The following is an 18,726-nucleotide window of genomic DNA, read 5'->3' as shown; positions in this document are numbered from 1 at the left end:
TGATGGGAAACGGGATAGAGCCTATCCACGTGCGTTAAAAATGAGTAAAAACAAGTATCCCATTAAGCCTAAGAAAAATGCCGTTCACACTAAGTGAACGGCATTAGGCTGATGCCGGTTTTTTTATGATGATACCTGATTACTTGGACATGAATCCAATAGCGTTCTTGTAATCTTCATCAGTACAATCTGTACACATGCCACCAGGAGGCATAGCGTTCAAACCAGACTTAACGCTGTTAAGCAGGGTGTCGATACCTTTGGCCAGGCGAGGCTCCCAAGCAGCAGCATCGTGTGCTTTAGGTGCACCGGCAACACCCATGCTATGGCAGACTTGGCAGGCTTTATTGTAAACGGCCTCACCTTCTTGGGCTGACACGTTCGCAGACATAGTCAATGCAGCTACTGCGGTCATTGCTAACAGTTTTTTCATGTTCAATGTTCCTAATGCAAATACTTACAAAGCTCAACGCTGCCCTTGGTTAAGCAGGCAGACTCATTTTAGCTCGCTAAGAGTACAACAAACTTCAATAAATCTCACCTTTTTGTGATTAAAATCGCAGCTTGTTCCGTAAAAAAGGACAAAGGTCGCGAATTCATTAATATATTAGTAACAGATAAAAAAGTTCCAAAAAATTCACTTTTATTGGAAGCACATCAAATTGCTGAAACTTAGTGCAAACCAGTGGTAAACCCCAGCTAGAGCATGTGTTAGTATCTCTTGTGTTTCCTTATCGCTTGTTATAGAGGGCTCAGTGGCAGAACCAAAACCTACATCACTGCTGTCGGCAAGCAGCCTCACTTGTATTCGAGAAGAGCGAATACTATTCGATGAACTCAGCTTCGATATCCATCCTGGCGATATAGTCCAGATTGAAGGTCCTAACGGTGCCGGTAAAACCAGCCTGCTAAGGATCCTCGCCGGCCTGTCACGTCCATACGGGGGGGAAGTCCTGTTCCAGGGAGAAGCTATTACTCGTTGCCGCGATGAGTTCAATGAAAACCTGCTTTATCTGGGCCATCTCGCGGGCGTGAAAAGCGAATTAACCGCCGAGGAAAACCTTAACTTCAATTTAAGAATCAGTGGGTATGATGACTTTGATGCTCGGGAAATCCTTGCCAAAGTCAACCTGACCGGTTTTGAAGAAGCGCTTGCAGGTCACCTGTCTGCAGGCCAACACAGACGAACCGCACTCGCCAGGCTCTGGCATACCGCCTGTAAAATCTGGATTCTGGATGAACCCTTTACCGCGATCGATAAGAAAGGGGTCGCTGAATTGGAACAACTCTATATTCGCCATGCCGAAGCCGGTGGCTGCGTCATTCTGACGACCCACCAGGATATGGGCATCATTACAGATGAAAGGTTACGGAAAATCCGCTTGGATTATCGCTTCGTATAAGGCTTAGCAGAGATGAACAGAGGCATTAGTTTTACCAAGGCATTTTTCACCCTGCTGAAACGGGATCTACAGATTGCCGTGCGTCATCGTGGTGATATTTTTAACCCACTGCTGTTTTTTATCATAGTGGTTACCCTGTTTCCGCTGGGTATAGGTCCTGAGCCACAGGTGTTGACCCGGATTGCTCCCGGGATTATCTGGGTTGCGGCCTTGCTGGCAGCCATGTTGTCACTGGAGCGGCTGTTCAAGGCAGACTTCAGTGACGGAAGTCTGGAGCAGATGTTGCTTAGCCCACAGCCACTGGCGCTGTTGGTACTGGCCAAAGTGTTTGCTCACTGGTTACTGACTGGCGTACCTTTAATTATAATTGCACCGCTGTTGGCTGTGCTGCTGCATCTGGACGACAACAGTTACGGCGCCCTGATAGCCACCTTGATGCTGGGGACACCTGTGTTGAGTCTGCTTGGCGCCATAGGTGTAGCCTTGACAGTGGGATTGCGCAAAGGCGGTGTGCTGTTGAGTTTGTTGATCCTGCCACTATATATACCAGTGTTGATCTTTGCGACCGGCGCGATCGACTTTGCAGCATCCAAACAACCCTATGATGGTCAGCTGGCGATTTTAGGCGCCATGCTGGTCGGTTCTTTAGTCTTGGCACCTTTTGCTATTGGTGCCTCATTGCGAGTGAGTACTAACTGAAATGTGGAAATGGTTACATCCCTACGCCGACCCTCAAAGGGCGTATCAACTGTCAGGAAAACTACTGCCTTGGTTTGCACTTCTTGCCCTGGCACTTATCGCAACCGGAACCGTGTGGGGCTTGGCATTTGCTCCCACTGATTACCAACAGGGTGACAGCTATCGTATTATCTTTATCCACGTACCTGCAGCATCCATGTCGATGGCCGCTTACATGGGTATGGCAACCGCGGCCTTCATAGGCCTGGTGTGGCAGATCAAACTGGCCGATTGGGCAGCCGCCTCTATCGCACCAATTGGTGCTGTAGTGACCTTTATCGCTCTGTTCACTGGTGCCACTTGGGGTAAACCCATGTGGGGTACTTGGTGGGTTTGGGATGCACGCCTGACCTCTGAGCTGGTGCTGTTATTCCTGTATCTAGGAGTTATCTCTCTTTATGCCTCATTCGAAGACAAGGTGCTGGCAGCCAGAGCCGCCGGTATTCTGGCCATAGTTGGGGTGATTAATATCCCTATCATTAAGTATTCGGTTGAATGGTGGAACTCACTGCACCAGCCATCCACTATCCGAATCACTGAAAAGTCGACCATGTCCACCGACATGCTCTACCCTTTATTGATTAACATATTTGGGTTTGGTTTGATGATAGGTGCCATCACTCTGGTGCGTTTCCGTGCCGAAATTCTGGCCCGTAACGGAATGCGCCCTTGGGTTAGGGAACTGGCCAAGGCCGAAGGAGTCAAATAATGCAGTTTCAATCTTTAGCAGAGTTTTTCAACATGGGCGGCTATGCCTTCTATGTATGGTTGGCCTACGGTGTCACTTTCGTGTCCCTTAGCCTGCTTATCCTGGTCAGTTCGATGAAGAAGCGTCGAGTGCTGCAGGAAATAGCATCCAAAGTGCAACGTGAGGAACGCCTCGCTCAAAACCGGAGTAACAGATCGTGAACCCAAGACGCAAAAAGAGACTGGTATTGGCTGTAGCCTTGATTGCAGGTGTTGCTGCCGTGGCTTCCTTGCTGTTATATGCCCTCAACTCCAACCTTAACCTCTTCTATACTCCCACCGAAATAGTCAATGGTAAAAAGGACACTGGCATCAAGCCGGAAGTAGGACAACGGATCCGCGTGGGGGGCATGGTTACTGTAGGCTCCATGGTACGTGATCCTGATAGCCTGCATGTTGAGTTTGCCGTGCATGATGCCGCCGGCGGTGAAATCATAGTGACTTATGATGACCTGTTGCCGGATCTGTTCCGTGAAGGACAAGGTATTGTTGCCCAGGGTGTACTGGTTGAATCTGGCAAATTGGAAGCTTCTGAAGTGCTGGCCAAACATGATGAAAACTATATGCCACCTGAAGTTGCCGAAGCCATGGGCCAGACCCATGAAAAGCTTGAGTACAACACGCAACAGGTCGGCGGCGCCAAGTAAATGCCCATAGATAAAAAAGCCTCTTCGGAGGCTTTTTTATTACTTGCAGAGTCTGAAATTTCTGCCACGCTAAAATTCTATAGGCTGGATACAAGGACTTAGCATGCGCGCATTGGTATTTCTGGGTTTACTGCTGTCACTGCCAACCGGTGCCGCCAATCTCTTGCTGATTGAGTCCTACCACGCCGAATATCCCTGGGACCAAAGCTATAAAGCCGGGATAATATCCATCCTTGGCAATGAACACCCATTTCATACCTTCGCTCTTGATACCAAGCGACTCCCCAAAGAGCAATTTAAAATCCAGGCCGATAAAGCCTGGCAAAGATACCTGGAACTTAAACCCGATTTGGTATTTCTCGCCGATGACAATGCCTTGATGCTGCTACATGAGCGCTTCAGCCAAACCCAAACCCCTGTAGTTTATTTAGGGATCAACGGTAATCCTCGTGATTATAGAATCAAGCATACAGGTAACATTACCGGTGTGTTGGAGCGTCCTCTGTTTAAACGCTCGCTGTTGATGGCACAGGCGATGTTACCCACTCCACCACCACATAAATTCTTACTGTTATTTGACTTTAGTTATACGTCTGAAGCCGCCATAAACTCGATTAAAAAACTCAACCAGAATCTGATGATAGGCAACAACCAAATCGATATTGAACAACATCAAAAGTTCAGCAGTTGGCAGGCTTCTGTGTCAAGCGCCCGAGAGCGAGGCTATGATGCTGTGTTTGTGGCCCTGTATCAAACACTGCAAGACGATAAGCAACAGATAGTAGATGAGATGCGGGTCGCTCGCTGGACTCACGACAACGCCACCGTGCCTCATTTTGGGTTCTGGGATTTCAGTGTAGGTTCAAAGGGCAATATCGGAGGGTATATTCTTGATGGTTACAAACATGGCCGCATAGCAGGAACCATAGCCAAACAGATCCTGACGGGCAAAAAGCCGGCAGAGATATTCCCCAAGATGGATACCAGCGGTGCTTATCTATTCAGTGAGAGTGGTTTAAAGCGATGGCAACTGAGTTTGCCTGAGAGGGTCAGGGAGCAGGCCGAACTGATGGATTAATTACGACAATATAGAAAATAAAAAGCCCCGCTGTTAGCGGGGCTTTTTCAGAACTTACCTGAGATTACTCAGCAGCAGCTTCAACTTCTACAGCTTCAGCAGCTTCTGGGCGACCAACCAGCTCGATGTAAGCCATAGGGGCTTTATCACCGGCACGCAGACCGCACTTCAGGATACGGGTGTAACCACCAGGACGTTCCTGATAGCGTGGACCCAGTTCGTTAAACAGTTTACCTACGACTTCTTGGTCGCGAGTACGAGCAAACGCCAGACGACGGTTTGCTACGCTGTCACTTTTAGCAAGTGTTATCAGAGGCTCAACTACGCGACGCAGTTCTTTGGCCTTCACTACAGTTGTCTTGATGATTTCATGACGAACCAGTGAACTTGCCATGTTACGGAACATGGCTTGGCGGTGACTGCTGTTGCGGTTAAGTTGACGACCACTCTTACGATGGCGCATGACCTAATCCTTATAACCTAAATCTGTACAAAACCTGGGACTTACAGGTCGTCTGCCAAACTAGCCGGTGGCCAGTTTTCCAGACGCATACCTAGCGACAGTCCGCGAGATGCCAACACATCCTTGATCTCGGTAAGCGATTTCTTACCCAGGTTAGGAGTTTTGAGCAGCTCAACTTCAGTGCGTTGTACCAGATCTCCGATGTAATGAATCGCTTCGGCTTTCAAACAGTTAGCCGAACGTACAGTTAGCTCTAAATCGTCGACAGGACGCAACAGAATCGGATCGAACTCCGGTTTCTCTTCTTTCTGCTCTGGCTCAGTCACATCACGCAGTTCAACGAAGGCATCCAGCTGTTCAGCCAAGATGGTCGCAGAACGACGGATAGCTTCTTCAGGATCGATAGTACCATTAGTAGTCATATCGATGATCAGCTTGTCCAAGTCAGTACGCTGTTCCACACGAGCCGCCTCAACATTATAAGCAATGCGAGCAACAGGCGAGAATGAAGCATCGACCAGCAGACGACCGATTGGGCGATCATCGTCTTCGGTTTGTGCACGGGCAGAAGCCGGTACATAACCACGACCACGCTCAACGCGGATACGCATACTGATGTCATTGTTACCGGTCAGGTGACAGATAACATGATCCGGGTTCACGATTGTGACATCGCCGTCGTGGGTGATGTCGGCTGCGGTAACAGGGCCTGCGCCGGACTTGCTCAGAGTGAGCATAGCCTCGTCTTTACCCTCGATCATAACTGCCAGCCCTTTCAGGTTCAGCAATATTTCAAGGATATCTTCTTGTACGCCTTCCTTACTGCTGTATTCATGCAGTACGCCGTCGATCTCGACTTCGGTAACCGCGCAGCCGGGCATAGACGACAATAGGATGCGACGCAACGCGTTACCCAAAGTATGACCAAAACCACGCTCGAGTGGCTCCAGAGTCACCTTGGCACGAGTTGGGTTAACCTGCTCGATATCAACGAGACGCGGTTTAAGAAATTCTGTAACAGAACCCTGCATTGTGTCCTCTCTTGTTTGTTAGCCTTACTTAGAGTAAAGCTCGACGATCAGCTGTTCGTTAATTTCCGCAGACAAATCGCTACGTTCTGGCAGACGCTTGAAAGCACCTTCCATTTTTGCGCTGTCGACTTCAACCCATGTAGGCTTCTCGCGTTGAGCAGCCACTTCCAGAGCAGCCTTGATACGGGCTTGCTTCTGTGACTTCTCGCGAATGCTTACAACATCATTCGCAGACACTTTGAATGACGGAATGTTAACAACACGACCGTTGACCATAATTGACTTATGGCTAACCAGCTGACGTGCTTCTGCACGAGTCGCACCAAAGCCCATACGATAAACTACGTTATCCAAACGGGTTTCCAAAAGTTGCAGCAGGTTTTCACCTGTGTTGCCTTTCAGACGTGCAGCCTCTTTGTAGTAGTTACGGAACTGCTTTTCCAGCACACCGTAAATACGACGAACTTTTTGTTTCTCGCGTAACTGCAAGCCGTAATCAGACAAACGTGGCTTACGAGCGCCATGCTGTCCAGGTGCAGCTTCCAGCTTACACTTCGAATCGATTGCTCTCACACCGCTTTTCAGGAAAAGGTCAGTACCTTCCCGGCGGCTGAGCTTGAGCTTGGGACCCAAGTATCTTGCCATGATCTTTCTCCAACTATCCTAACGAAACTGCCAATTACACGCGGCGTTTTTTAGGAGGACGACAACCGTTATGAGGGATCGGCGTCACATCAGTGATGTTGGTAATTTTGTAACCAACAGCGTTCAGCGCACGAATGGCTGACTCACGACCTGGACCTGGACCCTTCACGAAAACTTCAAGGTTTTTAACACCATAATCCTGAGCGGCAGTACCTGCGCGCTCAGCTGCCACCTGCGCAGCAAATGGAGTAGATTTACGTGAACCACGGAAACCTGAACCACCTGCAGTCGCCCATGACAGAGCGTTACCTTGACGATCTGTGATAGTAACAATTGTATTGTTGAAAGACGCATGGATATGAGCCATGCCATCAGCAACCTGTTTACGTACGCGCTTACGCGGAGAACGTGACGGAACTTTAGCCATTGTCTACCTTCCCGTTACTTCTTGATTGGTTTACGTGGACCTTTGCGAGTACGCGCATTGGTCTTAGTACGTTGCCCACGGAGAGGCAGGCTACGGCGATGGCGGAGGCCACGATAACAACCAAGGTCCATAAGACGCTTGATGTTCATTGAAACCTCACGGCGTAAGTCACCTTCTACTGAGTATTTGGCAACTTCTTCGCGTAGAGTATCGATTTGAGCTTCGCTCAATTCCTTGATCTTAGCGTCTTCGGCAATGGCTGTAGCCGCGCAGATAGCTTTAGCGCGAGTACGACCGATACCGTAGATAGCAGTCAGTGCAATGACTGTGTGCTTTTGATCAGGAATGTTAATGCCAGCGATACGGGCCACTATGCACTCCTTAAGTTAAAGGCCATCTGTGAAAAGCCCGAAAGGATACTCGACAGATGACTAGTTTGCAAACAATATTTTTGGCCAGCCCAGTTAAGAGCTGGCCAAGATTTTTAGCCTTGACGCTGTTTGTGTTTTGGTTCAACACAGATAACGCGTACAACGCCACTACGCTTGACGATCTTGCAGTTACGGCAGATCTTCTTCACGGAAGCTCGAACTTTCATTTCATCACTCCGTAAAGCTATCTTATCGACCAAAGCGATCGAGATTCGCTTTGTTCACCAGATTAGCTTTCTTCATCACAGACTCATATTGATGAGACATCATATGGGTCTGAACCTGAGCCATGAAGTCCATGATCACAACTACCATAATCAGTAGTGAAGTACCGCCAAAATAGAACTGTACTTTCCATGCGATTAACATGAACTCCGGAATTAAACAGATAAAGGTAATATACAACGCGCCTGCCAGAGTCAAACGGGTCATCACTTTATCAATGTAACGCGAAGTCTGTTCGCCGGGACGGATCCCGGGAATGAACGCACCACTCTTCTTCAGGTTATCTGCTGTCTCACGAGGGTTAAACACCAACGCAGTATAGAAGAAACAGAAGAAAATAATTGCTGCTGCATACAACAGAGAGTACAGCGGCTGTCCAGGAGAAACTGCGAGGGAAACCTCAGTCAGCCATTCCATAGACGGATTCTGACCAAACCACTGAGCCAGTGTGCCTGGGAACAGAATTATGCTGGACGCAAAGATTGGCGGAATTACGCCGGCCATATTAACCTTCAGCGGCAAATGGGTTGACTGCGCAGCAAATACCTTTCGGCCCTGCTGACGCTTAGCATAGTTAACGACGATACGACGCTGACCACGCTCCACAAATACCACGAAATAGGTTACGGCAAACACAATCACCGCAATCAACAACAATACCAATACGTTCAAGTCGCCTTGACGCGCTTGCTCGGCCGTTTGACCGATAGCAGAAGGCAGACCGGCTACGATACCTGCGAAAATCAGGATCGAGATACCGTTACCTATACCGCGCTCGGTAATTTGCTCGCCAAGCCACATCAGGAACATGGTTCCTGTGACTAAACTGACGACTGCAACAAAATAGAATCCGAAACCGGGATCGACCACCAGGCCGTTCACCAGATTAGGTAACCCTGTTGCAATACCGATCGACTGGAATGTACCCAGCACCAACGTGCCCCATCTTGTATACTGGCTGATTTTCTTACGTCCTGACTCACCTTCCTTCTTCAGTTCAGCGAGGGCAGGATGCACAACAGTCAGCAACTGCATGATGATCGAGGCCGAAATGTACGGCATGATCCCCAATGCAAAAATAGAGGCGCGCTCAAGGGCGCCACCCGAGAACATGTTAAACATGCCCAGGATGGTTCCCTTTTGCTGAGCAAACAGCTCTGCCAATACAGCAGCGTCAATACCAGGAATTGGCACAAATGAACCGGCACGAAACACGATAATTGCGCCAATCACGAACAGGAGGCGAACTTTCAATTCGGAAAGTCCACCTTTCGCGCTTTTTAAATCAAGTCCTGGTTTTGCCATCGACGTATTATTCCTCGATCTTACCGCCGGCAGCTTCAATAGCTGCGCGTGCACCTTTGGTTACCTTCAGACCTTTTACGGTCACTGGGCGCTCAATGGTACCTGAAAGAACGATTTTCGCAAACTGGATGTTGCGAGTTATTACGTTCGCATCTTTCAGTGCGTTCAGGTCGATAACGTCACCATTAACTTTTGCCAGTTCGCTCAAGCGAACTTCAGCAGTTACCATAGCGATACGCGAGGTAAAGCCGAACTTAGGCAGACGGATCTTAAGTGGCATTTGACCACCCTCGAAGCCAGGGCGTACACCGCCACCGCTACGAGATTTTTGACCCTTGTGACCGCGACCAGCGGTCTTACCCAAGCCAGAACCAATACCACGGCCTACACGCTTAGGTGCAGACTTAGCGCCTGCAGCTGGAGATAAAGTATTCAGACGCATTGATTAGTCCTCCACCTTTACCATGTAGTAGACCTTATTGATCATACCGCGAATAGCAGGAGTATCTTCCAACTCAACGGTGTGACCAATACGACGCAGACCAAGACCTGTCAGAGTGGCCTTGTGCTTAGGCAGGCGGCCGATAGCACTTTTGGTCTGGGTTACTTTGATAGTTTTAGTAGCCATGGTGCATTACCCCCGAATTTCGTCAACATTCAGGCCACGCTTGGCTGCAATCTGCGCTGGTGACTTCATATGTACCAGTGCGTCAACAGTTGCACGAACGATGTTGATCGGGTTAGTAGAACCGTATGCTTTCGACAGTACGTTATGAACGCCTGCTACTTCCAATACGGCACGCATTGCGCCACCGGCGATAATACCGGTACCCTCTGAAGCAGGTTGCATGTAAACACGTGAACCAGAGTGGCGACCCTTCACCGGATGGTGCAGAGTGCCTTCGTTCAGGTTTACTGTAACCATGTTACGACGGGCTTTTTCCATTGCTTTTTGAATAGCAGCTGGAACTTCACGCGCTTTACCATAGCCGTAGCCGATCTTACCGTTACCATCACCCACTACAGTCAGAGCGGTGAAGCTAAAGATACGACCACCTTTAACTACTTTAGAAACACGATTAACTGCAATCAGCTTTTCTTGCAGATCGTCTTTTTGCTGAGCTTCTAATTTAGCCATTGTTTTACCCCTTAGAACTGGAGGCCAGCTTCACGAGCGGCTTCTGCAAGAGCAGCAACACGACCGTGATACTTGAACCCAGAACGATCGAAAGCAACAACAGTTACGCCTTTTTCGATCGCGCGCTCAGCAATAGCTTTACCTACTGCCTTGGCCGCATCTACGTTACCGGTGTACTTCAGTTGTTCCTTTACTGCTTTCTCAGCAGTAGAGGCAACAGCCAGCACCTGAGCTTCAGGGTTGATTACCTGAGCGTAAATGTGACGCGGTGTACGATGTACAACCAGACGGTTGACGCCCAGCTCTTGGATCTTCTTGCGAGCGCGAGTGGCGCGGCGCAAGCGAGATGTTTTCTTATCCATATCGCGTTACCTACTTCTTCTTAGCCTCTTTACGGCGTACTTGTTCGTCTTCATAGCGAACACCCTTGCCCTTATAAGGCTCTGGTGGACGATAGCCACGAATTTCAGCCGCAACCTGACCAACCAGCTCTTTATCGATACTTTTCAGTACGATGTCTGTTTGGCTTGGACATTCAGCTGTAACGCCTTCTGGCAATTGATGAACCAGAGGGTGAGAGAAACCCAAGGTCAGGTCCAGAGCGCTGCCGCTAACTTTGGCACGGTAACCCACACCAACCAGCTTCAGCTTCTTTTCGAAACCCTGAGAAACACCAACAACCATGTTGTTGATCAGTGCGCGAGCAGTACCTGCCTGTGCCCAAGCGTTAACAACGCCTTCAACAGGAGAGAACTTGATTTCTGCACCTTCAACAACAACGTTAACTGCGCTGTTGATTACTCGAGTCAGACTACCTTTACCGCCTTTAACGGTAATAGTTTGGTCGTTTAAAGTCACCTCTACGCCGGCTGGAATAGATACTGGTGCTTTTGCTACACGAGACATTCCTAGCTCCTTACGCTACGTAGCAGATAACCTCACCACCCATGCCTGCAAGGCGGGCGGCACGATCAGTCATCAGGCCTTTAGAAGTGGACACAATTGCGACACCCAGTCCGCCCATAACCTTTGGCAGCTCGTCTTTACCTTTGTAAATACGAAGACCAGGACGGCTTACGCGCTGGATAGTCTCAACAACAGGTTGGCCCTGGAAATACTTCAGAGTGATTTCCAGTTCAGGCTTAGCGCCTTCTTCTGCTACGGCGTAGTCAGTGATATAACCTTCATCTTTCAGCAGCTTTGCGATAGCAACTTTCAGTTTGGCAGAAGGCATCTTCACAGATACTTTGTTAGCAGCTTGGCCGTTACGAATACGGGTCAACATATCCGCAATAGGATCTTGCATGCTCATATTAGCTTACTCCGTGACAAGTGCTTACCAGCTGGCCTTACGCAGACCAGGAACTTCACCACGCATGGTTGCTTCACGCAGCTTGATACGGCTCAGACCGAATTTGCGCAGGAAACCATGAGGGCGGCCAGTTTGATTACAGCGATTGCGTTGACGCGATGCGCTTGAATCACGTGGTAGAGCTTGCAGCTTAAGAACCGCATCCCAACGAGCTTCGTCAGAAGACTCTGGGCTGCTGATGATAGCCTTAAGAGCTGCACGCTTTTCAGCATACTTGGCCACGAGCTTTGCACGTTTTGCTTCACGTGCCTTCATTGACAATTTTGCCATTTCGCTACCCCTTATTTCTTGAATGGGAAGTTGAAAGCATCAAGCAAAGCGCGACCTTCTTCGTCAGTATTCGCAGAGGTAGTGATAACAATATCCATACCACGAATCTTATCGACTTTATCGTAGTCGATTTCTGGGAAGATGATCTGCTCGCGCACGCCCATCGCGTAGTTACCACGGCCGTCGAACGACTTAGCGCTCAGACCACGGAAGTCACGGATACGAGGGATTGCGATGTCAACCAAACGCTCAAAGAATTCCCACATGCGCTCACCGCGCAGGGTTACTTTACAGCCAATAGGGTAGCCTTCACGGATTTTAAAACCAGCAACTGACTTACGAGCTACAGTCACAACTGGTTTTTGGCCGGCAATAGCAGTCATATCACGGACAGCATTTTCCATGATTTTCTTGTCAGCTACGGCTTCGCCAACACCCATATTCAGGGTGATTTTCTCAATCCGAGGGACTTGCATGACACTGGTATAACCGAACTTTTTAGTTAGTTCAGCAACAACAGTCTCTTTGTATCTATCATGCAGTTTCGCCATCGTTTACTCCAGTTACTTAACGAGTTCACTGTTCGATTTGAAGAAACGGACTTTCTTACCGTCTTCGAATCGGAAACCAACACGATCCGCCTTGCCAGTGACAGGGTTAAAGATCGCAACATTAGATGCTTGAATCGGTGCTTCTTTCTCAACGATACCACCAGTCACACCCAGTTGTGGGTTAGGCTTCTGGTGCTTCTTAACGAGATTGATGCCTTCAACAATTAACTTACCGGTAGTAAGTACACGAGTAACCTTACCGCGCTTACCCTTATCCTTACCGGCCAGTACAATTACTTCGTCTTCACGACGGATTTTTGCTGCCATTTTGAAGCTCCTTACAGTACTTCTGGTGCCAGCGACACAATCTTCATGAATTGCTCAGTACGCAGTTCACGTGTCACAGGTCCAAAGATACGAGTACCAATCGGGGCAAGGTTTGCGTTAAGCAATACCGCTGCATTCCGATCGAAGCGAATGACAGAACCGTCTGGACGACGTACGCCTTTCTTAGTACGGACTACCACCGCGTTATACACATCACCTTTCTTCGCTTTAGCGCGAGGAATGGCTTCTTTAACAGAAACCTTGATGATGTCGCCGATACCGGCATAACGACGATGAGAGCCACCCAAGACCTTAATACACTGAACTCTGCGCGCGCCGCTGTTACATGCGACATCGAGAGTCGATTGCATTTGGATCATTTTAAGTGCTCCGCTATCGTTACTACACAATCCCCACCATGGGGCTAAATAAACACCATTCTTGCCGTTCAAATCGGTCAAAAATGGCGCGCAAGTATAACACCATAAATAGAGGATGGATAGTATTAAAAAACAAACGGCCCCGAAAAGGAGCCGTTTACCAGTTTACCTAATAAAAATTAGGCCTTGCTTACTACTTCAACCAGAGTCCAAGACTTGGTCTTAGACAGAGGGCGACATTCGCGAATAGACACGAAATCACCTTCTTTACACTGGTTTTGTTCGTCATGTGCATGGATCTTAGTAGTACGTTTGATGTACTTACCGTAGATTGGGTGCTTAACTTGACGCTCAACAGCTACAGTGATGGACTTGTCCATCTTGTCGCTGATGACTTTACCCTGCAAAGTACGGATTTTCTCAGACATTATGCACCTGCCTTAGAAGTAATAATGGTCTTAACGCGCGCAATGTTACGGCGCACTTGTTTCAGCTGGTGAGTTTGTGCCAGCTGACCAGTGGCGTGTTGCATACGCAGGTTAAACTGCTCACGCAGCAGACCAAGCAGTTCAGCGTTCAATTCCTCAACGCTCTTTTCTCTCAGTTCGCTCGCTTTCATTACATCACCGTCTTAGTTACGAAGGTAGTCTTGATAGGCAGTTTAGCAGCGGCCAGTGCGAATGCTTCGCGAGCCAGCTCTTCTGAAACGCCATTCATTTCATAGAGTACCTTGCCTGGTTGAATCTGACATACCCAGTATTCAACGTTACCTTTACCTTTACCCATACGCACTTCAAGAGGCTTAGAGGTAATTGGCTTGTCAGGAAAAACCCGAATCCAGATTTGACCTTGACGCTTAATGTGACGTGTCATGGCACGACGTGCAGATTCGATCTGACGGGCAGTCAAACGGCCGCGGCCAACTGCTTTCAGACCAAATGTACCGAAGCTAACTTCAGTACCGTTCGCCAGACCGCGGTTGCGGCCTTTGAACATTTTGCGAAACTTCATACGTTTAGGTTGCAGCATTGCCGGCTCTCCTATTTACCACGAGGCTTGCGCTTAGGTTGCTGCTTCGGCTCTTCGATCTGAGGCACGATACCGTCCAGGACTTCACCTTTGAAGACCCAAACTTTAATGCCGATCACACCGTATTGAGTGTGACTTTCAGAGGTTGAATAGTCGATGTCAGCACGCAGTGTATGCAGAGGCACACGGCCTTCGCGATACCACTCAGTGCGCGCAATCTCAGCGCCGCCTAAACGGCCACTAACTTCAACTTTGATACCTTTAGCGCCCAGACGCATAGCGTTCTGTACCGCACGCTTCATAGCGCGACGGAACATAACACGACGTTCCAGCTGTTGAGCGATAGAATCAGCTACCAGCTTGGCGTCCAGTTCAGGCTTACGGATCTCAGCGATGTTAATTTGCGCAGGAGTGCCAGTAATTTTGGCAACTTCAGCACGCAGAACCTCAACGTCTTCACCTTTCTTACCGATCACAACACCTGGACGGGCAGTGTGAATGGTAACGCGGATGCTTTTCGCTGGGCGTTCGATAACGATCTTAGATACTGATGCGGCTTTCAGCTTCTCTTCGAGAAACTTACGCACTTCCCAGTCGCCGTGCAGATTAGCAGCGTAGTCTGCTTTATCAGCGTACCAGGTAGAGATCCAAGGCTTAGTGATACCCAGACGGATACCATTAGGATGTACTTTCTGTCCCATTGCTCTCTCCTAGCGATCTGATACAACCACAGTAATGTGGCTGGTACGCTTCATGATACGGTCGGCGCGGCCTTTAGCACGTGGCATGATGCGCTTCATAGTTGGACCTTCATCAACGAAGACTTTTCCAACTTTCAGTTCATCAATGTCAGCACCTTCGTTATGCTCAGCATTAGCAATGGCTGAATCCAGTACTTTTTTGACCAGTACGGCGGCTTTCTTGGGGCTGAAGGTCAGGATCTCGAGGGCCTTGGAAACAGGCAAACCGCGGATCTGATCAGCTACCAGACGAGCCTTTTGAGGCGACGTACGGGCAAAACGATGTTTAGCTAAAACTTCCATCTCATTCCTCCCGTATTAGCGCTTCTTCGCTTTCTTATCAGCAGCATGGCCGCGATAAGTGCGAGTTGGTGAGAATTCACCAAGTTTGTGGCCGATCATTTCGTCAGTTACGAACACAGGAACGTGCTGACGACCATTATGGACAGCGATGGTCAAACCAATCATGTTTGGAATGATCATTGAGCGACGTGACCAAGTCTTAATAGGCTTCTTGTCACCTGCTTCCACCGCTTTCTCTACCTTCTTCAGCAAGTGCAGGTCAATGAATGGACCTTTCTTGAGAGAACGTGGCATGGCGAATCCTCTTACTATTTATTACGACGACGTACGATGTACTTGTCAGTGCGCTTGTTACTACGGGTCTTGTAACCCTTAGTTGGCACACCCCATGGAGTCACTGGGTGACGACCACCAGAAGTACGGCCTTCACCACCACCATGTGGGTGGTCTACTGGGTTCATTGCAACACCACGAACTGTTGGGCGTACGCCTCTCCAGCGCTTGGCACCAGCTTTACCCAGCTGACGCAGCATGTGCTCGGCGTTACCAACTTCACCCAGAGTCGCGCGGCAATCAACTGGCACTTTGCGCATTTCGCCAGAGCGAAGACGCAGAGTGGCATAAGCGCCATCACGAGCTACAACTTGTACATAAGCACCGGCAGAACGTGCAATCTGAGCACCTTTGCCAGGTTTCATTTCAACAGCGTGAACTACGCTACCAACTGGGATGTTACGCAGTGGCAGGGCGTTACCTGTCTTGATTTCAGCTTCTACGCCAGAAACGATTTTGTCACCAGCCTGCATGCCTTTGGCAGCCAGGATGTAGCGACGCTCACCGTCTGCGTACAGTACCAGCGCAATGTGCGCGGTACGGTTTGGATCGTATTCCAGACGCTCAATCTTCGCTGGGATACCATCTTTATCACGTTTGAAGTCAATCAGACGGTAGTGTTGCTTATGACCACCACCAACGTGACGAACAGTGATACGACCAGTGTTGTTACGGCCACCACTCTTAGATTTTTTCGCCAACAGGCCAGCAAAAGGTTTACCCTTGTGCAGGTCAGAGTTAACCACTTTAACGACGTGGCGACGACCTGGAGAGGTTGGCTTACACTTAATAACTGCCATGAGTAATCTCCTTACGCTTCAGCGCCGACGAAATCGATGTCAGCACCCTCAGCCAGAGTAACATAGGCTTTTTTCCAATCGCTGCGACGACCAACACGGGCACCGTGACGCTTGGTTTTGCCTTTGTTCACCAGAGTGCGAACTGAATCAACTTCAACTTCAAACAGTTTTTCAACTGCAGCTTTGATCTCAGCTTTAGTGGCGTCGATAGCTACACGGAAAACTACAGTGTTGTTCTTCTCAGCAACCACAGTGCTCTTTTCAGAGATGTGAGGCGCCAGAATAACTTTCAGTAAACGTTCTTCGCGGATCATGCCAGCATCTCCTCGATTTGCTTAACAGCATCAGCAGTTACCAGCACTTTGTCGAACGCGATCAGGCTTACTGGGTCAATACCAGCAACATCACGAACATCAACCTTGTACAGGTTGCGAGCTGCCAAGAACAGATTCTCGTCAACTTCGGAAGTCACAATCAATACGTCTTCCAGACCCATGTCTTTCAGCTTGGCCTTCAGCTCTTTAGTTTTAGGAGCTTCAACAGCAAACTTTTCAACAACGATCAGACGTTCTTGACGTACCAGCTCGGACAGGATGCTCTTCAGAGCGCCGCGGTACATTTTCTTGTTGACTTTCTGGCTGTGATCTTGGGTTTTAGCAGCGAAAGTTACGCCACCGCCACGCCAGATTGGACCCTTGACACCACCCGCACGAGCGCGGCCAGTACCTTTTTGGCGCCATGGCTTCTTGCCAGAGCCAGTCACTTCAGCGCGAGTTTTCTGAGCACGAGTGCCCTGACGCGCGTTTGCAGCGTAAGCTACAACTACCTGATGAACCAGTGCTTCATTAAAGTCACGGCCGAAGGTAGTTTCGGAAACTTCAAGAGCGCTTTGCGCGTCTTTCAATACCAATTCCATTACTATCTCCTCAGACCTTAGGCTTTAACGGCAGGCTTGATGATCAGGTCGCCATTGGTAGCGCCTGGAACAGCACCTTTAACCAGCAGCAGGTTACGCTCAGCATCTACACGTACTACGTCCAGATTTTGAGTGGTAACACGCTCAGCACCCATGTGGCCTGACATTTTTTTGCCTTTGAATACGCGACCTGGCGTCTGGTTCTGACCGATAGAACCGTTAGCACGGTGCGCCAATGAGTTACCGTGAGTCATATCCTGGGTACGGAAGTTCCAGCGCTTAACGCCGCCTTGGAAACCTTTACCTTTTGATTGACCGGTAACATCTACTTTCGCTACGTCAGCGAAGATATCTACGTTCAGCTCAGCACCAACTTCAATGCCTTCGCCTTCACCGTCTGCCAGACGCATTTCCCACAAACCACGGCCGGCGTCAACGCCCGCTTTGGCAAAGTGACCTGCTTCTGGCTTAGTGATGCGGTTGGCTTTTTTGGCACCAGTAGTAACTTGAAGTGCACGGTAGCCGTCGTTTTCCAGAGTTTTCACCTGAGTAACGCGGTTTGCATTTACTTCAATTACAGTAACAGGGATAGACACGCCATCTTCGGTGAAGATGCGGGTCATACCCACTTTACGACCAATAAGACCGATAGCCATCTCTCAAACCTCTTCTAAGGATCTCAATTAACCCAAGCTAATCTGTACGTCGACACCAGCCGCAAGATCCAGACGCATCAGCGCGTCGACTGTCTTCTCAGTTGGCTCTACGATGTCAACCAAACGCTTGTGAGTACGGATTTCGTATTGGTCACGAGCATCTTTATTAACGTGCGGAGAGATCAAAACGGTATAACGCTCTTTGCGCGTAGGCAGTGGGATAGGACCACGTACCTGGGCGCCAGTACGCTTAGCAGTTTCAACGATTTCCGCGGTAGACTGATCAATCAAACGATGATCAAATCCTTTCAAGCGGATACGGATTCTTTGGTTCTGCATTGACCAGAGCTCCTAAAATGGACACATAAAAAATCACCCTCTAGCCATTTCCTTTCTTGGAAAGACAGAGCGAGATGATTTAACCGTTCGACTCCCAATCGGAGTCGCTGTATTTGTGTTTAGCCCCGAGGGCTAAATCAACTTTTGTCGCTTACTCAAGTTAAGCGAGGAGGCTATTATACTCATCCAGTTACGGATTACAAGCCTACTGTCGGAATTATCAACAGCATTAACGCTGTCAAAAAGTGGCGCAAATTATACTGACTTCAACACTCATTGCCAACCATTTTTGAACGACTGACAAACGGCCAGTAAAAAGGCGACCCTAAGGTCGCCTTTTTATGATAGCCGAGATCCGCAATTAAGCGATGATCTTAGCTACAACACCAGCACCAACTGTACGGCCACCTTCACGGATTGCGAAGCGCAGAC

Annotated in this window: 36 protein-coding genes; 6 read left to right on the top strand and 30 right to left on the bottom strand. The window is 49.0% G+C overall.

Annotated features, from left to right (window positions below; all coding sequences use genetic code 11):
- Positions 1-139: 139 nt before the first annotated feature.
- A complete protein-coding gene (locus CX651_RS18390) occupies positions 140-433 on the bottom strand; it encodes a c-type cytochrome (protein WP_039036052.1) in 294 nt (97 codons plus the stop codon).
- Between the two features lie 322 nt (positions 434-755).
- Here CX651_RS18390 and ccmA point away from each other — a divergent pair, with 322 nt between their 5' ends.
- The 6 genes from ccmA (at position 756) to CX651_RS18360 (ending at position 4,613) form a co-directional block, all read left to right on the top strand.
- A complete protein-coding gene (gene ccmA / locus CX651_RS18385; RefSeq protein WP_101057438.1) occupies positions 756-1,403 on the top strand; it encodes a cytochrome c biogenesis heme-transporting ATPase CcmA in 648 nt (215 codons plus the stop codon).
- Positions 1,404-1,415: 12 nt separating this feature from the next.
- Positions 1,416-2,102: a heme exporter protein CcmB gene (gene ccmB, locus CX651_RS18380; protein ID WP_025011984.1), complete on the top strand. Its 687-nt coding sequence runs from the start codon at positions 1,416-1,418 to the stop codon at positions 2,100-2,102.
- 1 nt (position 2,103) lies between these two features.
- The gene (locus tag CX651_RS18375; protein WP_025011983.1) at positions 2,104-2,850 is read left to right on the top strand and encodes a heme ABC transporter permease; all 747 of its coding nucleotides are present in this window, start codon (positions 2,104-2,106) and stop codon (positions 2,848-2,850) included.
- Complete coding sequence (gene ccmD / locus CX651_RS18370) at positions 2,850-3,050, top strand: heme exporter protein CcmD (RefSeq protein ID WP_025011982.1); 201 nt, start codon at positions 2,850-2,852, stop codon at positions 3,048-3,050. The genes CX651_RS18375 and ccmD overlap by 1 nt, the downstream gene beginning before the upstream one ends.
- Positions 3,047-3,535: a cytochrome c maturation protein CcmE gene (gene ccmE, locus CX651_RS18365; protein ID WP_101057436.1), complete on the top strand. Its 489-nt coding sequence runs from the start codon at positions 3,047-3,049 to the stop codon at positions 3,533-3,535. Before ccmD ends, ccmE begins: the two co-directional genes overlap by 4 nt.
- A gap of 103 nt (positions 3,536-3,638) precedes the next feature.
- Positions 3,639-4,613 (top strand): ABC transporter substrate-binding protein, encoded by a 975-nt coding sequence (locus tag CX651_RS18360; protein ID WP_101057433.1) that lies wholly within the window; start codon positions 3,639-3,641, stop codon positions 4,611-4,613.
- A 64-nt stretch (positions 4,614-4,677) separates the two neighbouring features.
- Here the strand turns inward: CX651_RS18360 and rplQ are convergent, their stop codons facing one another.
- The 29 genes from rplQ to CX651_RS18215 form a co-directional block, all read right to left on the bottom strand.
- Positions 4,678-5,076 carry a 50S ribosomal protein L17 gene (rplQ, locus tag CX651_RS18355; RefSeq protein ID WP_028781249.1) on the bottom strand — a complete coding sequence of 133 codons (399 nt, stop codon included), beginning with the start codon at positions 5,074-5,076 and terminating at the stop codon, positions 4,678-4,680.
- A 41-nt stretch (positions 5,077-5,117) separates the two neighbouring features.
- Positions 5,118-6,107 (bottom strand): DNA-directed RNA polymerase subunit alpha, encoded by a 990-nt coding sequence (locus CX651_RS18350; RefSeq protein ID WP_039036048.1) that lies wholly within the window; start codon positions 6,105-6,107, stop codon positions 5,118-5,120.
- 24 nt (positions 6,108-6,131) lie between these two features.
- Positions 6,132-6,752: a 30S ribosomal protein S4 gene (gene rpsD, locus CX651_RS18345; RefSeq protein ID WP_025011979.1), complete on the bottom strand. Its 621-nt coding sequence runs from the start codon at positions 6,750-6,752 to the stop codon at positions 6,132-6,134.
- 34 nt (positions 6,753-6,786) lie between these two features.
- Positions 6,787-7,179, bottom strand: coding sequence for a 30S ribosomal protein S11 (gene rpsK, locus CX651_RS18340; protein ID WP_025011978.1), 393 nt, complete (start codon positions 7,177-7,179; stop codon positions 6,787-6,789).
- Positions 7,180-7,193: 14 nt separating this feature from the next.
- Positions 7,194-7,550 (bottom strand): 30S ribosomal protein S13, encoded by a 357-nt coding sequence (gene rpsM / locus CX651_RS18335; protein WP_025011977.1) that lies wholly within the window; start codon positions 7,548-7,550, stop codon positions 7,194-7,196.
- A gap of 113 nt (positions 7,551-7,663) precedes the next feature.
- On the bottom strand, positions 7,664-7,777 hold the full coding sequence (gene rpmJ, locus CX651_RS18330; RefSeq protein WP_006083579.1) for a 50S ribosomal protein L36: 114 nt from the start codon (positions 7,775-7,777) through the stop codon (positions 7,664-7,666).
- Between the two features lie 22 nt (positions 7,778-7,799).
- The gene (gene secY, locus CX651_RS18325; protein ID WP_101057431.1) at positions 7,800-9,140 is read right to left on the bottom strand and encodes a preprotein translocase subunit SecY; all 1,341 of its coding nucleotides are present in this window, start codon (positions 9,138-9,140) and stop codon (positions 7,800-7,802) included.
- 7 nt (positions 9,141-9,147) lie between these two features.
- A complete protein-coding gene (gene rplO, locus CX651_RS18320) occupies positions 9,148-9,582 on the bottom strand; it encodes a 50S ribosomal protein L15 (RefSeq protein WP_039036045.1) in 435 nt (144 codons plus the stop codon).
- A 3-nt stretch (positions 9,583-9,585) separates the two neighbouring features.
- Complete coding sequence (rpmD, locus tag CX651_RS18315) at positions 9,586-9,768, bottom strand: 50S ribosomal protein L30 (RefSeq protein WP_101057429.1); 183 nt, start codon at positions 9,766-9,768, stop codon at positions 9,586-9,588.
- 6 nt (positions 9,769-9,774) lie between these two features.
- Positions 9,775-10,278 carry a 30S ribosomal protein S5 gene (gene rpsE, locus CX651_RS18310; RefSeq protein ID WP_025011973.1) on the bottom strand — a complete coding sequence of 168 codons (504 nt, stop codon included), beginning with the start codon at positions 10,276-10,278 and terminating at the stop codon, positions 9,775-9,777.
- 11 nt (positions 10,279-10,289) lie between these two features.
- Entirely contained in the window at positions 10,290-10,640 is a 351-nt protein-coding gene (gene rplR, locus CX651_RS18305) for a 50S ribosomal protein L18 (RefSeq protein ID WP_025889969.1), read from the bottom strand.
- Positions 10,641-10,650: 10 nt separating this feature from the next.
- Positions 10,651-11,184, bottom strand: coding sequence for a 50S ribosomal protein L6 (rplF, locus tag CX651_RS18300; protein WP_101057428.1), 534 nt, complete (start codon positions 11,182-11,184; stop codon positions 10,651-10,653).
- Positions 11,185-11,194: 10 nt separating this feature from the next.
- The gene (rpsH, locus tag CX651_RS18295) at positions 11,195-11,590 is read right to left on the bottom strand and encodes a 30S ribosomal protein S8 (protein ID WP_025011970.1); all 396 of its coding nucleotides are present in this window, start codon (positions 11,588-11,590) and stop codon (positions 11,195-11,197) included.
- Positions 11,591-11,614: 24 nt separating this feature from the next.
- Positions 11,615-11,920, bottom strand: a complete 306-nt coding sequence (gene rpsN / locus CX651_RS18290; protein ID WP_025011969.1) for a 30S ribosomal protein S14 — start codon at positions 11,918-11,920, stop codon at positions 11,615-11,617.
- An 11-nt stretch (positions 11,921-11,931) separates the two neighbouring features.
- Complete coding sequence (gene rplE / locus CX651_RS18285; protein WP_025011968.1) at positions 11,932-12,471, bottom strand: 50S ribosomal protein L5; 540 nt, start codon at positions 12,469-12,471, stop codon at positions 11,932-11,934.
- A 12-nt stretch (positions 12,472-12,483) separates the two neighbouring features.
- Complete coding sequence (rplX, locus tag CX651_RS18280) at positions 12,484-12,798, bottom strand: 50S ribosomal protein L24 (protein WP_025011967.1); 315 nt, start codon at positions 12,796-12,798, stop codon at positions 12,484-12,486.
- Positions 12,799-12,809: 11 nt separating this feature from the next.
- On the bottom strand, positions 12,810-13,178 hold the full coding sequence (gene rplN / locus CX651_RS18275) for a 50S ribosomal protein L14 (RefSeq protein WP_011494644.1): 369 nt from the start codon (positions 13,176-13,178) through the stop codon (positions 12,810-12,812).
- 179 nt (positions 13,179-13,357) lie between these two features.
- The gene (gene rpsQ, locus CX651_RS18270; protein WP_025011966.1) at positions 13,358-13,606 is read right to left on the bottom strand and encodes a 30S ribosomal protein S17; all 249 of its coding nucleotides are present in this window, start codon (positions 13,604-13,606) and stop codon (positions 13,358-13,360) included.
- Positions 13,606-13,797, bottom strand: a complete 192-nt coding sequence (gene rpmC / locus CX651_RS18265) for a 50S ribosomal protein L29 (RefSeq protein ID WP_011758342.1) — start codon at positions 13,795-13,797, stop codon at positions 13,606-13,608. Before rpmC ends, rpsQ begins: the two co-directional genes overlap by 1 nt.
- A complete protein-coding gene (gene rplP, locus CX651_RS18260; protein WP_039036042.1) occupies positions 13,797-14,207 on the bottom strand; it encodes a 50S ribosomal protein L16 in 411 nt (136 codons plus the stop codon). Before rplP ends, rpmC begins: the two co-directional genes overlap by 1 nt.
- An 11-nt stretch (positions 14,208-14,218) precedes the next feature.
- Complete coding sequence (gene rpsC / locus CX651_RS18255) at positions 14,219-14,908, bottom strand: 30S ribosomal protein S3 (protein ID WP_101057426.1); 690 nt, start codon at positions 14,906-14,908, stop codon at positions 14,219-14,221.
- 9 nt (positions 14,909-14,917) lie between these two features.
- Positions 14,918-15,250 carry a 50S ribosomal protein L22 gene (rplV, locus tag CX651_RS18250; RefSeq protein ID WP_039036040.1) on the bottom strand — a complete coding sequence of 111 codons (333 nt, stop codon included), beginning with the start codon at positions 15,248-15,250 and terminating at the stop codon, positions 14,918-14,920.
- A gap of 15 nt (positions 15,251-15,265) precedes the next feature.
- Positions 15,266-15,544 (bottom strand): 30S ribosomal protein S19, encoded by a 279-nt coding sequence (gene rpsS, locus CX651_RS18245; protein WP_025011962.1) that lies wholly within the window; start codon positions 15,542-15,544, stop codon positions 15,266-15,268.
- 14 nt (positions 15,545-15,558) lie between these two features.
- Positions 15,559-16,383, bottom strand: coding sequence for a 50S ribosomal protein L2 (gene rplB / locus CX651_RS18240; RefSeq protein WP_101057424.1), 825 nt, complete (start codon positions 16,381-16,383; stop codon positions 15,559-15,561).
- 11 nt (positions 16,384-16,394) lie between these two features.
- Entirely contained in the window at positions 16,395-16,697 is a 303-nt protein-coding gene (gene rplW, locus CX651_RS18235) for a 50S ribosomal protein L23 (protein ID WP_039036038.1), read from the bottom strand.
- Entirely contained in the window at positions 16,694-17,299 is a 606-nt protein-coding gene (gene rplD, locus CX651_RS18230) for a 50S ribosomal protein L4 (RefSeq protein ID WP_025011959.1), read from the bottom strand. The genes rplW and rplD overlap by 4 nt, the downstream gene beginning before the upstream one ends.
- 17 nt (positions 17,300-17,316) lie before the next feature.
- Complete coding sequence (gene rplC / locus CX651_RS18225; RefSeq protein ID WP_025889970.1) at positions 17,317-17,955, bottom strand: 50S ribosomal protein L3; 639 nt, start codon at positions 17,953-17,955, stop codon at positions 17,317-17,319.
- A gap of 27 nt (positions 17,956-17,982) precedes the next feature.
- On the bottom strand, positions 17,983-18,294 hold the full coding sequence (gene rpsJ, locus CX651_RS18220; RefSeq protein WP_011635639.1) for a 30S ribosomal protein S10: 312 nt from the start codon (positions 18,292-18,294) through the stop codon (positions 17,983-17,985).
- 361 nt (positions 18,295-18,655) lie between these two features.
- Positions 18,656-18,726, bottom strand: a 71-nt coding sequence (locus tag CX651_RS18215; RefSeq protein WP_198552046.1) for an EF-Tu C-terminal domain-related protein, incomplete at its 5' end; no start/stop codon positions are given.

Source organism: Shewanella chilikensis, from assembly GCF_002836945.1.
Taxonomy (GTDB): domain Bacteria; phylum Pseudomonadota; class Gammaproteobacteria; order Enterobacterales; family Shewanellaceae; genus Shewanella; species Shewanella chilikensis.
The sequence above is the reverse complement of the archived record's forward strand: the minus strand, read 5'-3'. Positions and strand labels throughout refer to the sequence as shown.

Bases quoted from the DNA above. Each gene is read 5' to 3' on its own strand.
- rpsD (WP_025011979.1), bottom strand. From the start codon at position 6,752: ATGGCAAGATACTTGGGTCCCAAGCTCAAGCTCAGCCGCCGGGAAGGT.
- rplD (WP_025011959.1), bottom strand. From the start codon at position 17,299: ATGGAATTGGTATTGAAAGACGCGCAAAGCGCTCTTGAAGTTTCCGAA.
- rplB (WP_101057424.1), bottom strand. From the start codon at position 16,383: ATGGCAGTTATTAAGTGTAAGCCAACCTCTCCAGGTCGTCGCCACGTC.
- rplE (WP_025011968.1), bottom strand. From the start codon at position 12,471: ATGGCGAAACTGCATGATAGATACAAAGAGACTGTTGTTGCTGAACTA.
- rpsK (WP_025011978.1), bottom strand. From the start codon at position 7,179: ATGGCTAAAGTTCCGTCACGTTCTCCGCGTAAGCGCGTACGTAAACAG.
- rplR (WP_025889969.1), bottom strand. From the start codon at position 10,640: ATGGATAAGAAAACATCTCGCTTGCGCCGCGCCACTCGCGCTCGCAAG.
- rpmJ (WP_006083579.1), bottom strand. From the start codon at position 7,777: ATGAAAGTTCGAGCTTCCGTGAAGAAGATCTGCCGTAACTGCAAGATC.
- rplW (WP_039036038.1), bottom strand. From the start codon at position 16,697: ATGATCCGCGAAGAACGTTTACTGAAAGTTATTCTGGCGCCTCACATC.
- rpmC (WP_011758342.1), bottom strand. From the start codon at position 13,797: ATGAAAGCGAGCGAACTGAGAGAAAAGAGCGTTGAGGAATTGAACGCT.
- rpsC (WP_101057426.1), bottom strand. From the start codon at position 14,908: ATGGGACAGAAAGTACATCCTAATGGTATCCGTCTGGGTATCACTAAG.
- rpsH (WP_025011970.1), bottom strand. From the start codon at position 11,590: ATGAGCATGCAAGATCCTATTGCGGATATGTTGACCCGTATTCGTAAC.
- rpsS (WP_025011962.1), bottom strand. From the start codon at position 15,544: ATGCCACGTTCTCTCAAGAAAGGTCCATTCATTGACCTGCACTTGCTG.
- rplQ (WP_028781249.1), bottom strand. From the start codon at position 5,076: ATGCGCCATCGTAAGAGTGGTCGTCAACTTAACCGCAACAGCAGTCAC.
- CX651_RS18360 (WP_101057433.1), top strand. From the start codon at position 3,639: ATGCGCGCATTGGTATTTCTGGGTTTACTGCTGTCACTGCCAACCGGT.
- rplX (WP_025011967.1), bottom strand. From the start codon at position 12,798: ATGGCAGCAAAAATCCGTCGTGAAGACGAAGTAATTGTACTGGCCGGT.
- rpsE (WP_025011973.1), bottom strand. From the start codon at position 10,278: ATGGCTAAATTAGAAGCTCAGCAAAAAGACGATCTGCAAGAAAAGCTG.
- rpsN (WP_025011969.1), bottom strand. From the start codon at position 11,920: ATGGCAAAATTGTCAATGAAGGCACGTGAAGCAAAACGTGCAAAGCTC.
- CX651_RS18375 (WP_025011983.1), top strand. From the start codon at position 2,104: ATGTGGAAATGGTTACATCCCTACGCCGACCCTCAAAGGGCGTATCAA.
- secY (WP_101057431.1), bottom strand. From the start codon at position 9,140: ATGGCAAAACCAGGACTTGATTTAAAAAGCGCGAAAGGTGGACTTTCC.
- rpsJ (WP_011635639.1), bottom strand. From the start codon at position 18,294: ATGCAGAACCAAAGAATCCGTATCCGCTTGAAAGGATTTGATCATCGT.
- ccmB (WP_025011984.1), top strand. From the start codon at position 1,416: ATGAACAGAGGCATTAGTTTTACCAAGGCATTTTTCACCCTGCTGAAA.
- rpmD (WP_101057429.1), bottom strand. From the start codon at position 9,768: ATGGCTACTAAAACTATCAAAGTAACCCAGACCAAAAGTGCTATCGGC.
- rplF (WP_101057428.1), bottom strand. From the start codon at position 11,184: ATGTCTCGTGTAGCAAAAGCACCAGTATCTATTCCAGCCGGCGTAGAG.
- rplP (WP_039036042.1), bottom strand. From the start codon at position 14,207: ATGCTGCAACCTAAACGTATGAAGTTTCGCAAAATGTTCAAAGGCCGC.
- ccmD (WP_025011982.1), top strand. From the start codon at position 2,850: ATGCAGTTTCAATCTTTAGCAGAGTTTTTCAACATGGGCGGCTATGCC.
- rpsQ (WP_025011966.1), bottom strand. From the start codon at position 13,606: ATGTCTGAGAAAATCCGTACTTTGCAGGGTAAAGTCATCAGCGACAAG.
- rplO (WP_039036045.1), bottom strand. From the start codon at position 9,582: ATGCGTCTGAATACTTTATCTCCAGCTGCAGGCGCTAAGTCTGCACCT.
- rplN (WP_011494644.1), bottom strand. From the start codon at position 13,178: ATGATCCAAATGCAATCGACTCTCGATGTCGCATGTAACAGCGGCGCG.
- CX651_RS18350 (WP_039036048.1), bottom strand. From the start codon at position 6,107: ATGCAGGGTTCTGTTACAGAATTTCTTAAACCGCGTCTCGTTGATATC.
- rplC (WP_025889970.1), bottom strand. From the start codon at position 17,955: ATGGCTATCGGTCTTATTGGTCGTAAAGTGGGTATGACCCGCATCTTC.
- CX651_RS18390 (WP_039036052.1), bottom strand. From the start codon at position 433: ATGAAAAAACTGTTAGCAATGACCGCAGTAGCTGCATTGACTATGTCT.
- rplV (WP_039036040.1), bottom strand. From the start codon at position 15,250: ATGGAAGTTTTAGCTAAACATCGTTTTGCCCGTACGTCGCCTCAAAAG.